The organism is Herbaspirillum sp. Her3, assembly GCF_057961275.1.
The window spans coordinates 1,186,428-1,201,276 of sequence record NZ_CM176328.1 but is presented as its reverse complement, the minus strand read 5'-3'; the positions used below and the strand labels follow the sequence as shown (position 1 = coordinate 1,201,276).

Below are 14,849 nucleotides of genomic sequence, written 5' to 3'. Positions count from 1 at the left end.
GGACGCTTAACTTCGTGCGCACTCTAGAAAGGAGGTGATCCAGCCGCACCTTCCGATACGGCTACCTTGTTACGACTTCACCCCAGTCACGAATCCTACCGTGGTGAGCGCCCTCCTTGCGGTTAGGCTACCCACTTCTGGTAAAACCCGCTCCCATGGTGTGACGGGCGGTGTGTACAAGACCCGGGAACGTATTCACCGCGACATGCTGATCCGCGATTACTAGCGATTCCAACTTCATGGAGTCGAGTTGCAGACTCCAATCCGGACTACGATACACTTTCTGGGATTAGCTCCCCCTCGCGGGTTGGCGGCCCTCTGTATGTACCATTGTATGACGTGTGAAGCCCTACCCATAAGGGCCATGAGGACTTGACGTCATCCCCACCTTCCTCCGGTTTGTCACCGGCAGTCTCATTAGAGTGCCCTTTCGTAGCAACTAATGACAAGGGTTGCGCTCGTTGCGGGACTTAACCCAACATCTCACGACACGAGCTGACGACAGCCATGCAGCACCTGTGTGATGGTTCTCTTTCGAGCACTCCCAAATCTCTTCGGGATTCCATCCATGTCAAGGGTAGGTAAGGTTTTTCGCGTTGCATCGAATTAATCCACATCATCCACCGCTTGTGCGGGTCCCCGTCAATTCCTTTGAGTTTTAATCTTGCGACCGTACTCCCCAGGCGGTCTACTTCACGCGTTAGCTGCGTTACCAAGTCAATTAAGACCCGACAACTAGTAGACATCGTTTAGGGCGTGGACTACCAGGGTATCTAATCCTGTTTGCTCCCCACGCTTTCGTGCATGAGCGTCAGTGTTATCCCAGGGGGCTGCCTTCGCCATCGGTATTCCTCCACATATCTACGCATTTCACTGCTACACGTGGAATTCTACCCCCCTCTGACACACTCTAGCCGTGCAGTCACAAATGCAATTCCCAGGTTGAGCCCGGGGATTTCACATCTGTCTTACACAACCGCCTGCGCACGCTTTACGCCCAGTAATTCCGATTAACGCTTGCACCCTACGTATTACCGCGGCTGCTGGCACGTAGTTAGCCGGTGCTTATTCTTCAGGTACCGTCATTAGTAGTAGATATTAGCCACCACCGTTTCTTCCCTGACAAAAGAGCTTTACAACCCGAAGGCCTTCTTCACTCACGCGGCATTGCTGGATCAGGGTTGCCCCCATTGTCCAAAATTCCCCACTGCTGCCTCCCGTAGGAGTCTGGGCCGTGTCTCAGTCCCAGTGTGGCTGGTCGTCCTCTCAGACCAGCTACTGATCGTCGCCTTGGTAGGCTTTTACCCCACCAACTAGCTAATCAGATATCGGCCGCTCCAGGAGCATGAGGTCTTGCGATCCCCCACTTTCATCCGTAGATCGTATGCGGTATTAGCTAATCTTTCGACTAGTTATCCCCCACTCTAGGGCACGTTCCGATATATTACTCACCCGTTCGCCACTCGCCATCAGGAGCAAGCTCCTATGCTGCCGTTCGACTTGCATGTGTAAGGCATGCCGCCAGCGTTCAATCTGAGCCAGGATCAAACTCTTTAGTTTAATCTCTGTTTTGTGCCATTTCTGGCTACCCCGAAGGGCATCGCTCTCTCAAAATACTGACAGGTAATTTCTTGCGATCTTACCTATATTTCTTGTGAGCATTTAATATGTAAAGTTTCCAGAACCGAAGTTCTGTCGCACTTCATTAAACGCCCACGCTTATCGGCTGTTAATTTTTAAAGATCTGTCTGCATCAAACGCGCTGCGCGCTGTTTGCATCGCTGCGAATCGTTTTGTTCGTCAGCAGCAGAGAAACGAGATTATGTAGCAGTTTGTTTATCGCGTCAACTACTTTTTTGCGATTCGTTTTAAATTTTTTCGTCTTCGCTTTTACTTCCGCTCGACTACTTCCAATTTAAAACGTACTTCAAACTGCTTCACTGCTCTTTGCTTCGCCGACCTCCGTCGCTCTGTTTTTCAACTTCGCTTCGTGTGTCGCGTCAGCAGGGGGCGAACTATAGCAATGCCCTTCATACCGTGCAAGCACTTTTTGAAGAATTATCGAAAATAATTTAGCCAGGACGCTTCGACCCTTTCCCCAATCCAGCTCAAAGCCTTTACTGGCGAGGCTTTGTGGTCGATATGAAGAAATCGTAAATCATTCAGAAAAAAGGGCCACCCTGGCGGGCGGCCCTTTCATACGTCCGCGAAAAGGTAATCAAGCGTTCTTGAATACAGCCGGCCGCTTTTCCAGGAAGGCCTTCATGCCCTCCTTCTGGTCTTCAGTAGCAAAGCAGCTATAGAAGAGCGCGCGTTCATACTTCATCCCCTCGGACAGCGTGGTCTCATAGGCCCGGTTGACCGAATCCTTCACCATCATCGCCACCTGCCGCGGCATCTCGGTAATGGTCACGGCGGCCGCCATGGCTTCTTCCATCAGCTTGTCCGCCGGCACGATACGCGACACCAGCCCTGCCCGCTCGGCCTCCTGCGCATCCATCATGCGTGCCGTCAGCGCCAGGTCCATGGCCTTGGACTTGGAAACCGCGCGGGGCAGGCGCTGGGTACCACCGGCGCCGGGGATGATGCCCAGCTTGATCTCCGGCTGACCGAACCTCGCATTGTCGGCGGCGATGATGAAGTCGCACATCATCGCCAACTCGCAGCCACCACCCAGCGCATAGCCCGCCACCGCCGCAATCACCGGCTTGCGGATGCGACGCAGCGTCTCCCAGTTGCGGGTGATGAATTCGCCATTGAAGACATCCATATAGTCAAACCCGGCCATCACGCTGATGTCCGCCCCCGCGGCAAAGGCCTTCTCACTGCCGGTGACCACGATGCAGCCGATCCCGTCATCGGCGTCGAAAGCCAGCAAGGCCGTGCCCAGCTCGCTCATCAGGTCGTCGCTCAGGGCGTTGAGCGCCTTGGGACGGTTCAGGCGGATCAGGCCAACCTTGTCGTGGGTCTCGACCAGGATGTTTTGGTAGCTCATAGCAGGTCTCCTTCTTATGAATGAATCGGTAATCCGCCCGGACGTGGCAGCAAGCCGGCACGGCGAACCGCAAGAATAAGCCAAAAATAAAGCGCCAGTCCGACCTGGCGCAATGACTGCCCAGAATTTCATGCGGGCAAGGCACCACGGGTCTATATTGGAGTCATCCCTCAAGCGCCCAGCGGCGCCTTTCCTATCCCGATAAAAGGAGGCAATCATGTTCAAGACCATACTCGTGCCCACCGACGGTTCCGACCGTTCGAACAAGGCCATCGCCACTGCCGTGGACTATGCCAAGAACTGCGGCGCAAGCATCATCGGCATCTCGGTAGCCGAGCCTTATCCCTTCTCGCCACTGGCTGAAAGCTCGATGGCCATCGATCCCGCCCTCTACGAAGAAAACGTCAAGGCCGTCGCCAACCAGCACATCAAACGTATCGCCGACGCTGCTGCCGCCGCTGGCGTACCCTGCAAGACCGAAATCGTGATGTCCTTCAACCCCGATGAAGAAATCATCAAGGCGGCGCAACTGCACGGCTGCGACGCCATCTTCATGGCTTCCCATGGACGCAGCGGCCTCTCGCGCATCTTCCTGGGCAGCAAGACCCAGAAGGTGCTGACCCATTCCACCATCCCGGTGCTGGTACTGCGCTGAACCAGGCCGCCATCGGCAAAAAAGCCTGATCCCTCAGCAGGATCAGGCTTTTTCAATTGCATCAAGGCAACATCAACGGATCAGTTGCCACCCGACGGCATCATCCCCTTAGGCAGCAGCACCCACATCATGCCGCGCTGCTTCATGGCCCCGGCGCGATCCTCGGCCTCATCGCCAAAGCCCCAGAAATAGTCAGCCCGGACCACGCCACGAATGGCACCGCCCGTATCCTGCGCCACCACCAGCCGCTGCAGCGGACGGTCGCTGTTGGGCAAGGTAGTCGAGAGGAATACCGGCGCGCCCAGCGGCACATGCTGCGGGTCGATGGCAATGGAGCGCTGGGGCGTCAGCGGAATACCTTGGGCGCCCTTCGGTCCCTTGGAAGGATCGGGCAGCTTTTCTTCCTTGAAGAAGACATAGCTGGGATTGGCATTGAGCAACTCTTCCTTGCGCGCCGGATTGGCCTGGACCCAGGCCTTGATGTTCTGGGCCGAAGCCTGGGACAGCTCCATCTCGCCCTTGTCCACCAGGTAGCGCCCGATGGATTTGTAGGGGCGCCCGTTCTGGTCCGCATAAGCCAGGCGGATGGTCTCGCGCGACTCCGGCAGATACACGCGGCCGGAACCCTGCACCTGCAGGAAGAACGCCTCCACCGGATCATCCACCCAGACGATCTCCTTGCCGGCCAGGCTGTTACCCTGCATCAACTCGGCGCGGGTCGGATACGGCACCACCTTGCGTCCGACCACCTTGCCGCGCAGGCGCAGGTTCTTCAGCTCAGGATAGACACTGGCCAGGTCGATGGTCAGCAGATCGTCGGGCGCCTGGTACAGCGGTGTCTGGTAAGGCCCGGCACGGCGGCGCGAGCCGCGCAGCAGCGGCTCATAGTAACCCGTCACCAGCCCGGTATCAGTGCCATCAGGATTGAACAGCTGCCAGGGCGTGAAATAGGTCTCGAAGTACTGGCGCAGGAAGCCCAGGTCATTGGCATTGACCTGCTGGGCGGCGCTACAGGCCGCGCGCCACTCGGGCTTCCTGATCATGACCGAGCAGGAGGACTGCACGGCCGGCCAGGCTTCGCGCAGGTCGTCATTGTTCCAGCCGGGCAACTGGGCAAAGGTGGTAGCGCGCATGGCCGGCCCCGGCTGGACGACCGGCCTGGGCGCCGGCTGGCCGGGAGCGGGCGTGGTCAGCGGCGTGGTTTGGCAGGCCGCCAGCAGGACGGCGACCGAGACCGCCATTGCAGGTACACTGAGACGCCGCAGCGCCGAAAGCTTGGCAAAACGATTCAATGACATCGGAGACAAATTCATGTTGTGGTTGATCCTGGAAGCTTGCGCCGCCTTCTTCGTGCTGGTCTTCATCGTCTGGTGGACCATGTTCTCGGGCCGCAAGGAACACAATGGCCGGCCCGTCAGCGGGAAGCAGAAAGAGCAGCAGCAAGCGCGAGAGACGACAGACAGCGACCCGCGCTGAAAAATCCGCCGCCCGGTTTCAGGAAGAAAAATTCAGTGCAGGGTGCGCGGTAGTGAAAGAACGAACTCGGGAATGCGCACGTCAAACTGCTCGCCATCCTCGGCCACGCAGAAATATTCACCATGCATGCTGCCCTGCGGGGTATTGAGCGAGGTGCCGCTGGTGTATTCGAACTGCTCGCCCGGCTGCAGGAAGGGCTGGTGCCCCACCACGCCCAGGCCGCGTACTTCCTGCACGTGGTTGTTGGCGTCGGTGATGACCCAATGGCGCGAGATCAGCTGGGCCGGCACCGTGCCGCTGTTGACGATGCTGATCGCATAGGCGAACACGTAGTGCGAACGCGATGGATCGGATTGTTCCTCCAGGTACTGGGTCTTGACCGTCACCGTGAACTCATACGCTGCCATGGGGTTTCCTGTGTTGTGAAGAGGGGCCGTCGCGTGGCCATCCCGGATTGCACACGAATTCCGCCAGCAGCGCAAGCCGATGCGTTTCGTCTGCCCGCCCAGGCGCTCCAGCCAGCTCATCGGCCGGGCCGGTGCACCGCGCAGCAAGGTAGAATAGCGGTTTTGCCGCCTCCGCGCCTGAGCCCGGAGGGCAACCGTCGATTCAGCCATTCTTTTCTTTACAGCCATGCCGACCTACCGTATCGCCCCCAGCATCCTGTCCGCCGATTTTGCCCGCCTGGGTGAAGAAGTGCGCAATGTCGTCGCCGCCGGCGCCGATTTCATCCACTTCGACGTGATGGACAACCACTACGTCCCCAACCTGACCATCGGCCCGCTGGTCTGCGAAGCCATCCGTCCGCACGTGCAGGTGCCCATCGATGTGCACCTGATGGTCAAGCCCGTGGACCGCATCATCCCCGACTTCGCCAAGGCCGGCGCCAACCTGATCACCTTCCACCCGGAAGCCTCCGAGCACATCGACCGCTCCCTGCAACTGATCCGCGACAACGGCTGCAAGGCCGGCCTGGTGTTCAACCCGGGCACGCCGCTGCACTACCTGGACCACGTGATGGACAAGCTGGACATGGTCCTGATCATGTCGGTCAACCCCGGTTTCGGCGGCCAGTCCTTCATCCCTGAAGCCCTGAAGAAGATCGCCGAAGTGCGCCGCCGCATCGATGCCTCCGGCCGCGACATCCTGCTGGAAGTCGATGGCGGCATCAAGATCGAAAACATCGCCGCCGCCGCCCGCGCCGGTGCAGACACCTTTGTCGCCGGATCGGCCATCTTCGGCAAGCCGGACTACAAGGCCGTCATCGACGCCATGCGCGCCGAACTGGCCCAAGTCTGATCCCCCTCCCCTTCGCCAGACGTACAAACTACGAGGTTTCCAGGGCATATGAAGAATCTGACCAATATCAAGGCCGCCATCATCGACCTCGACGGCACCATGCTGGATACAGCGGCCGATTTCCATGTAGCGGTCAACCGCATGCGTGAAGAATTGGGACTGACGCCACTGTCCCAGGAAACCATCGTCAACTTCGTCGGCAAGGGGACCGAGAACCTGATCCGCCGCGTGCTGGCCGTGGACTATGCCGAGGATGAAGCGGCGCAGTACTTCCAGCAGGCCCTGGACAGCTATACCGAGCATTACCTGGCCATCAACGGCGACTATTCCTCGCTCTACCCGGGCGTGGTCGAGGGCCTGCAGGCCCTGCGCGGCAAGGGCCTGCGCCTGGCCTGCGTGACCAACAAGCCGCTGGCCTTTGCCGTGCCGCTGCTGCAGAAGAAGGGCCTGCGCGACTTCTTCGAGATCGTCTATGGCGGCGATTCCTTCGCCAAAAAGAAGCCCGATCCCATGCCGCTGCTGCAGGTGTGCCAGGATTTCGCCCTGGAACCGGCCCAGGTGGTGGCCATCGGCGACTCCAGCAACGACGCCCAGGCCGCCCGCGCGGCGGGATGCCGTGTCCTGAATGTTCCGTATGGATACAACCACGGTGAATCTATACACGACGTCGATTCGGATGGTATAGTTTCGACGCTTGTAGAAGCAGCGCAGCAAATCTCGGTGGACTGACACCCTGTCAGGCCACCGGTCGATAGACCGAAGATCCAACCGCGACCCCACATCAATGTTTCGCAACAACAAACGTACCGCTCAACCGACAGCCGCCCCTGAGGCCTGGCTGTGGCGACGCTGGCAATTCCAGGCTCTGTAAATGACGCCTGGACCTGGCCGCACCTGCGTGCCGGGTCGTTTGTTGTAGTACCCGCATCCCCCGTATTTCCCTTAACGACACCGCTGACGAGAGTCCGCAGCTGTCCACGGTCATCGTGTGCATCGCGCATTGCGCCTGCGCACCGCCAGTGGGCAGGCCCGCATACCCTACAATGGCGGTCTGGAGTGAAACATGACTGAACTCGAATTCAAATCGCTGGCCGCCGAAGGCTACAACCGCATCCCCCTGATCGCCGAAGCCTTCGCCGACCTGGAAACGCCGCTCACGCTCTATCTCAAGCTGGCCCAGAGCCACAACACCGGCAAGAACACCTTCCTGCTGGAATCAGTCGTGGGAGGCGAGCGCTTCGGCCGCTATTCCTTCATCGGCCTGCCTGCTTCGACCAAGATCCGCTGCAGCGGCAAGCAGATCGAAGTGCTGAAGAATGACGTGGTGATCGAAACTGCCGAAGGCAATGCGCTGGAATTCATCGCCCAGTACCAGTCCCGCTTCAAGGTCGCCATCCGCCCCGGCATGCCGCGCTTCTGCGGCGGCCTGGCCGGCTACTTCGGCTATGACGCCGTGCGTTACATCGAAAAGCGCCTGGAAGACAGCGCGCCCAAGGACACGCTGGGCCTACCCGACATCCAGCTGCTGCTGACCGAAGAACTGGCCGTCATCGACAACCTCTCCGGCAAGCTCTACCTGATCGTCTACGCCGACCCCAGCCAGCCGGAAGCCTTCTCCCGTGGCCGACAGCGACTGCGCGACCTGCGCGCCATGCTGCGACGACCGGCCGATGCCCCCGTCACCACCGGTTCGGTGCGTACCGAGACCATCCGCGAATTCCCCAAGGACGAATATCTGAAAGCCGTGGCCCGCGCCAAGGAATACGTGATGGCCGGCGACCTGATGCAGGTGCAGATCGGCCAGCGCCTCAAGAAATCCTATGTCGACTCGCCGCTGATGCTGTACCGCGCGCTGCGCTCGCTGAACCCCTCGCCCTACATGTACTTCTACAACTTCGGCGATATGCAGATCGTCGGCGCCTCGCCCGAAATCCTGGTGCGTAATGAATCCATCGGCGAAGACCAGAAGAAGATCACCATCCGCCCGCTGGCCGGCACCCGCCCGCGCGGCTCCACCATCGAGCGCGATGAACAGCTGGCCCGCGAACTGCTGGCCGATCCCAAGGAAATCGCCGAACACGTGATGTTGATCGACCTGGCCCGCAACGACATCGGCCGCATCGCCACCACCGGCAGCGTCAAGGTCACCGACCAGATGGTGATCGAAAAATATTCCCACGTGCAGCACATCGTCTCCAACGTCGAGGGCATCTTGAAACCCGGCATGTCCAACCTGGACGTGCTCAAGGCCACCTTCCCCGCCGGTACGCTCTCGGGTGCCCCCAAGGTGCGCGCCATGGAAATCATCGACGAACTGGAACCGACCAAGCGCGGCATCTATGGCGGCGCCTGCGGCTATCTCTCCTTCGGAGGCGAGATGGACGTGGCCATTGCGATTCGTACCGGCGTCATCAAGGATGGCACCCTGTACGTGCAGGCGGCCGCCGGCATCGTGGCCGACTCGGTGCCGGAAATGGAATGGGAAGAAACCGAAAACAAGGCGCGCGCCGTACTGCGCGCTGCTGAACAAGTGCAAGATGGCCTGGACGGAGAAATCTAAATGCTGCTGATGATCGACAACTACGACTCCTTCACCTACAACCTGGTGCAATACTTCGGCGAGCTGGGCGAAGAGGTGCTGACCATCCGCAATGACGAGATCACGCTGGATGACATCAAGAAACTGAACCCGGCACGCATCTGCCTTTCCCCCGGCCCCTGCAGCCCCAAGGAAGCCGGTATCTGCGTGGACCTGTTGAAGCAATTCTCGGGCAAGCTGCCCATCCTCGGCGTCTGCCTGGGCCACCAGGCCATCGGCGAAGCCTTCGGCGGCAACATCATCCGCGCCAAGCAGGTCATGCATGGCAAGACTTCCAAGATCGCGCACACGGGTGTGGGCGTCTTCAAGGAGCTGCCCACGCCTTACACGGTGATCCGCTACCACTCGCTGGCCATCGAACGCGCCACCCTGCCGGATTGCCTGGAAGTGACCGCCTGGACCGACGATGGCGAGATCATGGGCGTGCGCCACAAGGAATTTAATCTGCAAGGCGTGCAGTTCCACCCCGAGTCCATCCTCTCCGAGCACGGCCACGCCCTGCTCAAGAACTTCCTGACCGGCAGCGCCCACGGCTGAGGCCATCACACAAGACGAGACACGACATGTCCATCACTCCGCAAGAAGCGCTGCTGCGCTGTATCGAACATCGCGAAATCTTCCACGATGAAATGCTCACGCTGTTCCGCCAGATCATGGGTGGCGAGATGTCGCCGGTCATGATCGCGGCCCTCACCATGGGCCTGCGCGTGAAGAAGGAAAGCATCGGCGAGATCGCCGCCGCCGCGCAGGTCATGCGCGAATTCGCGACCAAGGTGCCGATGGCCGACACTACCGGCCTGCTCGACATCGTGGGCACCGGCGGAGATGGCGCGCATACTTTCAATATCTCCACGGCTTCCATGTTCGTGGCAGCTGCGGCCGGTGCGCGCGTAGCCAAGCATGGCGGGCGCAGCGTATCGTCCTCGTCCGGCAGCGCCGACGTGCTCGAAGCACTGGGCGCAGACATCAACCTGCAACCCGAGCAAGTGGCGCAATCGATCGCCCAGACCGGCATCGGCTTCATGTTCGCCCCCAACCACCACGCCGCCATGAAGCATGCCGCGCCGGTGCGCAAGGAACTGGGCGTGCGCACCATCTTCAACATCCTGGGGCCGCTGACCAATCCGGCGGGGGCGCCCAATATCCTCATGGGTGTGTTCCATCCCGACCTCGTGGGCATCCAGGTGCGCGTGCTGCAACGCCTGGGCGCACAGCATGCCATCGTGGTCTGGGGCCGCGACAACCTGGATGAAGTCACGCTGGGCGGCGCCACCATGGTGGGCGAGCTCATCAACGGCGAGATCCGCGAGTATGAGATCCATCCGGAAGACTTCGGCCTGTCCATGTTTGCCAGCCGCAACCTGCAGGTCGCCAATGCCGCCGGATCGAAGGAAAAAATCTTCGAGGCCCTGCGCGGGGAACCCGGTCCGGTACACGATATCGTAGTCATCAATGCCGCCACCGCCCTGTATGCGGCAGGTGTGGCGCCTTCCATTGCCGAGGGGATGGCCACTGCGCGCGCCACCATCGCCTCCGGCGCTGCCCGTGCCAAGCTGGACCAGTTCGTGCAGATCACGCGCCAGCTCGGCGGCAAACACTGAAACCGACAAGGAGCCCCATGTCCGACATCCTCAACAAGATCCTCGACGTCAAGGCCGAGGAAGTGCGCCTGGCCAAGAAGCAGCGCGACCTCGCCAGCCTGCGCCGCGATGTGGAAACCGACAGCGAATTGCGCTCGGAACTGCGCAACTTCGAAGAGAGCCTGCGCGGCAAGATCGCCAACGGTCAGGCCGGCGTGATCGCCGAAGTCAAGAAGGCCTCGCCCTCCAAGGGCGTGATCCGTCCCGACTTCAAGCCGGCCGAGATCGCCGTGAGCTATGCCGAACATGGCGCGGCTTGCCTGTCCGTGCTGACGGATGAACAATTCTTCCAGGGCTCGCCGGACTACCTCAAAGCGGCGCGCGCCGCGTGCGCCCTGCCGGTGCTGCGCAAGGATTTCATGATGGATCATTACCAGGTCTACCAGGCGCGCTCCTGGGGGGCGGACGCCATCCTGCTGATCGTGGCCGCACTGGACCATGGCCTGATGGCCGATCTGGAAGCCTGCGCCCATGAACTGGGCATGAGCGTGCTGGTAGAAGTGCACGACAGCGCCGAGCTGGATGCCGCCCTGAAGCTGAAGACGCGCCTCCTGGGCATCAACAACCGCAACCTGCGCACCTTCGAGACCACGCTCGACACCACCCTGAACCTGCTGCCACGCATTCCGCCGGAAAAACTGGTGGTCACCGAATCGGCCATTGCGACGCCAGATGACGTCAAGCGCATGCGCGACGCCGACGTGCACGCCTTCCTGGTCGGCGAAGCCTTCATGCGCGCCCCTGAACCGGGCGTGGAGCTGGCACGGCTGTTCGCCTGATCCACGCGCAGGCAACAGAAAACCTCGCCCGGTGGCAACCGGTGCGAGGTTTTTTTCATCCCGGCAACGCAGGGAATCAGGCAGAGAAGCCACCATCGATCATCAGGTTGGCCCCGGTAATGTAGCCCGATTCCGGACCGGCCAGATAAGCCACGAAGCTGGCGATTTCCTCGGCCTTGCCATAGCGCGGCAGCGCCATCAGGCCGGTCAGGGAGGCGGCGAAATCGCTGTCGGCCGGGTTCATGTCGGTGTCCACCGGGCCGGGCTGCACGTTGTTGACGGTGATGCCGCGCGGACCCAGGTCCCGCGCCAGGCCCTTGGTCAGGCCGACCAGCGCCGACTTGCTCATGGCATACACGGCGCCACCGGCAAAGGGAATGCGGTCGGCATTGGTACTGCCGATGCTGATGACACGGCCCCCTTCGCCCATGTAGCGCACGGCGGCCTGGGTGGCCACGACGACGCTGCGCACGTTCACGGCCAGGGTGCGGTCCAGGTCTTCCAGCTTGAAGTCATCGATGGGGCCCAGGGCCAGCACGCCCGCATTGTTGACCAGGATATCGAGGCGCCCAAAGGTCTCGGCGGCCAGGCGGATGGCTTGCTGCAGGGCGGCGGCATCCGAGCTGTCGGCCTGGATCGCCAGGGCGCGGCCCCCCTTGGCTTCTACGCCGGACACCAGGGCTTGCGCCTTGTCGGGCGAGCTGACGTAGGTGAAGGCGACCGTAGCGCCTTCGGCGGCCAGGCGCTGCACGATGGCGGCACCAATGCCGCGCGAACCGCCTTGCACGAAGGCAACCTTGGACAACAGGGGAGAAACGTTGGTGGCTTGTTGGACTTGCTGGTTCATGATCTTGCTCCTTGAAGGTAATGGGTTGGCCCCGTCGGCGTGCTGCTGTGTGCGTCCGGGTTGAAGCAAGTATCGGCCTTGGATTATGTTGCGACTAGCCAGCAATCCCTATCTTCTTTTTAAACCTTTAGTTTAAAATCCGGCGATGGAAACCATGACCAGCATCGAATGCTTCGTCGCTGCGGCCCACGCCGGCAGCTTCTCGGCGGCGGCACGCCAGCTCGGCCTGACCTCGGCCGCCGTCGGCAAAAATGTGGCGCGGCTGGAGACGTCGCTGGGCGTGCGGCTGTTCCACCGCAGCACCCGCAAGCTCTCGCTGACCGAAGCCGGCGAGCGCTTCCTGCAGGAAGTGGGCGGCGGCCTGCAAGCCATCCGCAACGCCGTGGCCAACCTGGCCAGCGCAGGCGGACAGCCGGCCGGCACCCTCAAGGTCAGCATGGGAACGGGCTTCGGGCGGCAATACATCGTGCCCTTGTTGGGAGAATTCCTGGGCCGCTATCCGGGCATCCAGCCGGACTGGCATTTTGAAAACCGCTCGGTGGATCTCATCACCGAAGGTTTCGATGCCGCCATTGCCGGCGGCACCGAGTTGTCGCCTGGCGTGGTGGCGCGGGAACTGGCACCGGCGCATCGGGTCTTGCTGGCCGCGCCGGCCTATCTGGCCGCGCACCCGGCGCTGCGCTCACCGGCCGATCTGGCCGACCATGCCGGCATCCTGATCCGCTCGCCGCAGACCGGCCGCGTGCGCCCCTTCTCGCTGCGCGACCGCAGCGGCCAGCAGGCGCCGGTCACGCTGCAGCAACGCATGACCATGAGCGATGCCAACGCCGCCTGCGAAGTGGCCGAGGCCGGTCTGGGCATCACCCTGGTCTCGATGCCGCATGCCCTGCTCTATCTGGAACGCGGCACGCTGGTGCGAGTATTGCCGGACTGGTATGTCGATACCGGCATGCTCTCGCTCTACTTCACGGCGGCGCGACTGCTGCCGGCCAAGACGCGGGTGTTCGTCGATTTCGTGGTGGAGCACTTCCGCCGCGAGCGCCTGGCCAAGCGATTTTCCGCACAGGGCTAGGACCTCTTCAGCGCTTGCCCTGCGCAGCGCGCATGCCACCACCGATATTGCTGCCGGCATCGCGCGCCAGGCCGCGATAACCGATCACCGAGATCAGCGTCACCACCCCGGCCATGGCGAAGGCCCACTGGAAATCGCCCAGCGTGAAATGCGCAGAGCTGGTATCGATCTGCTCGCCACGCAGGGCAGACGCGATACGCAGGGCCAGCGCGCCGAAGGCGATGCCCATGCCGATGGTCATTTGCTGCGCCACGCTCCAGAGCGTGCTGGCCGAGGATTTGCGGGCATCGCTGATATCCGCATAGGCCAGCGTGGCCAGGGTAGAAAATTGCATCGAACGCGACAGCCCGTAGCAGAAGATCACGCCAAGTATCACCGGCAGCGGCGTCCCGGGCGTCAGCAAACCGCAGATGATAATGAGGCAGCCCGCGATGGCCGCATTGTTGACCGCCACGCTGCGAAAACCGAATCGCTGCAGGATGCGCGTGGTGAACGCCTTCATGCCCAGATTGCCAAGCGCGGTGGCCAGCAGCAGCAAACCCGACTGGAAGGCCGTCAATCCAAACCCGATCTGGAACATCAGCGGCATCAGGTAAGGCACGGCATCCACGCCGATGCGCGTGAGCGAACCGGTGAGCACCGTCACCGAATAAGTCGGGATGCGCAGGTTGGAAAAATCCAGCAGCGGATGTTCGATGCGCTGCATGTGGCGCCACGCACAGTAGCCCAGCACCACGCCCAGCGCCACGAAACCGAACGCCACCTTGATGTTGGACTCCATATGGCTGGCGATTTCGGTGCCATACAACAGCGAGGTCAGCGCCGCGCCCGAGAGGATGAAACCGATCATGTCCAGCGGCCGCTTGTCGTGGCCATGTTCATTGCGCACCACCATCATCACCGCGCTGAAGGCCGCAAGACCGAACGGTACGTTCATCAGGAAGATCCAGTGCCACGAGGCATACGTCGTGATGAAACCACCGATGGAAGGCCCCACCACCGGCGCCACGATGGCCGGCCAGGTAATGGTGGCGATGGCTTTCATCAGACGCTCCTTGCCGGTGCTGCGTACCACGATCATGCGCCCGACCGGCACCATCATCGCGCCACCCAGTCCCTGCAGCACACGGGCGGCGGTGAATTCCCACACATTCTGTGAAACCCCGCACAGCACCGAGGCCAGCGTGAAGATCGCAATGGCCATGCCGAACACCGTGCGCGAACCGAAGCGGTCCGCCACCCAGCCGCTGACGGGAATGAACACGGCCAGCGTCAGCATGTAGGCCGTCATGCCCAGGCTCAGCTCATTGGGTCCGATCCCGAAGGACTGCGCCATCTGCGGCAAGGCCGTGGCGATGATGGTGGTGTCCAGGTATTCCATGAAGAAGGTCGCCGCCACGATGTAGGGCAACATGCGCACGCGCGCGTCGGACAAGCTGTTGTCTGTGGTTCCCACGTTGTATTCCGCCTCTGTTCGTTGAGGTGAT

The 14,849-nt window shown here is 61.2% G+C and carries 13 protein-coding genes and 1 rRNA gene; 8 read left to right on the top strand and 6 right to left on the bottom strand.

Annotation, left to right across the window (positions count from 1 at the left end; all coding sequences use genetic code 11):
• Positions 1-27: 27 nt before the first annotated feature.
• Positions 28-1,560: ribosomal RNA gene (locus ACVC5H_RS05450) — 16S ribosomal RNA — on the bottom strand.
• Positions 1,561-2,218: 658 nt separating this feature from the next.
• On the bottom strand, positions 2,219-2,995 hold the full coding sequence (locus ACVC5H_RS05445; protein WP_489621361.1) for an enoyl-CoA hydratase: 777 nt from the start codon (positions 2,993-2,995) through the stop codon (positions 2,219-2,221).
• A gap of 217 nt (positions 2,996-3,212) precedes the next feature.
• Between ACVC5H_RS05445 and ACVC5H_RS05440 the strand changes: the two genes are divergently transcribed.
• Positions 3,213-3,650, top strand: coding sequence for a universal stress protein (locus tag ACVC5H_RS05440; protein WP_489621360.1), 438 nt, complete (start codon positions 3,213-3,215; stop codon positions 3,648-3,650).
• Between the two features lie 80 nt (positions 3,651-3,730).
• Here the strand turns inward: ACVC5H_RS05440 and mltA are convergent, their stop codons facing one another.
• The gene (gene mltA / locus ACVC5H_RS05435) at positions 3,731-4,963 is read right to left on the bottom strand and encodes a murein transglycosylase A (RefSeq protein ID WP_489621359.1); all 1,233 of its coding nucleotides are present in this window, start codon (positions 4,961-4,963) and stop codon (positions 3,731-3,733) included.
• A 195-nt stretch (positions 4,964-5,158) separates the two neighbouring features.
• Positions 5,159-5,533 carry a Co2+/Mg2+ efflux protein ApaG gene (gene apaG / locus ACVC5H_RS05430; protein ID WP_338716405.1) on the bottom strand — a complete coding sequence of 125 codons (375 nt, stop codon included), beginning with the start codon at positions 5,531-5,533 and terminating at the stop codon, positions 5,159-5,161.
• Between the two features lie 226 nt (positions 5,534-5,759).
• Here apaG and rpe point away from each other — a divergent pair, with 226 nt between their 5' ends.
• From rpe to trpC, 6 genes are all read left to right on the top strand, one after another.
• Positions 5,760-6,425 (top strand): ribulose-phosphate 3-epimerase, encoded by a 666-nt coding sequence (rpe, locus tag ACVC5H_RS05425; RefSeq protein WP_489621358.1) that lies wholly within the window; start codon positions 5,760-5,762, stop codon positions 6,423-6,425.
• 48 nt (positions 6,426-6,473) lie between these two features.
• Positions 6,474-7,154, top strand: a complete 681-nt coding sequence (locus ACVC5H_RS05420) for a phosphoglycolate phosphatase (protein ID WP_489621357.1) — start codon at positions 6,474-6,476, stop codon at positions 7,152-7,154.
• A 334-nt stretch (positions 7,155-7,488) separates the two neighbouring features.
• A complete protein-coding gene (gene trpE / locus ACVC5H_RS05415) occupies positions 7,489-8,985 on the top strand; it encodes an anthranilate synthase component I (protein WP_489621356.1) in 1,497 nt (498 codons plus the stop codon).
• Positions 8,986-9,561: an aminodeoxychorismate/anthranilate synthase component II gene (locus ACVC5H_RS05410; protein WP_489621355.1), complete on the top strand. Its 576-nt coding sequence runs from the start codon at positions 8,986-8,988 to the stop codon at positions 9,559-9,561. It begins immediately after the preceding gene.
• Between the two features lie 26 nt (positions 9,562-9,587).
• Positions 9,588-10,625 (top strand): anthranilate phosphoribosyltransferase, encoded by a 1,038-nt coding sequence (trpD, locus tag ACVC5H_RS05405; protein WP_489621354.1) that lies wholly within the window; start codon positions 9,588-9,590, stop codon positions 10,623-10,625.
• A gap of 17 nt (positions 10,626-10,642) precedes the next feature.
• On the top strand, positions 10,643-11,443 hold the full coding sequence (trpC, locus tag ACVC5H_RS05400) for an indole-3-glycerol phosphate synthase TrpC (protein ID WP_489621353.1): 801 nt from the start codon (positions 10,643-10,645) through the stop codon (positions 11,441-11,443).
• 76 nt (positions 11,444-11,519) lie between these two features.
• Here trpC and ACVC5H_RS05395 read toward each other — a convergent pair whose 3' ends face one another.
• Complete coding sequence (locus ACVC5H_RS05395; RefSeq protein ID WP_489621352.1) at positions 11,520-12,290, bottom strand: 3-oxoacyl-ACP reductase family protein; 771 nt, start codon at positions 12,288-12,290, stop codon at positions 11,520-11,522.
• Between the two features lie 145 nt (positions 12,291-12,435).
• Here ACVC5H_RS05395 and ACVC5H_RS05390 point away from each other — a divergent pair, with 145 nt between their 5' ends.
• Positions 12,436-13,362: a LysR family transcriptional regulator gene (locus ACVC5H_RS05390; protein ID WP_489621351.1), complete on the top strand. Its 927-nt coding sequence runs from the start codon at positions 12,436-12,438 to the stop codon at positions 13,360-13,362.
• 7 nt (positions 13,363-13,369) lie between these two features.
• Here the strand turns inward: ACVC5H_RS05390 and ACVC5H_RS05385 are convergent, their stop codons facing one another.
• Positions 13,370-14,776 carry an MFS transporter gene (locus ACVC5H_RS05385; protein ID WP_489622651.1) on the bottom strand — a complete coding sequence of 469 codons (1,407 nt, stop codon included), beginning with the start codon at positions 14,774-14,776 and terminating at the stop codon, positions 13,370-13,372.
• Positions 14,777-14,849: the final 73 nt, after the last annotated feature.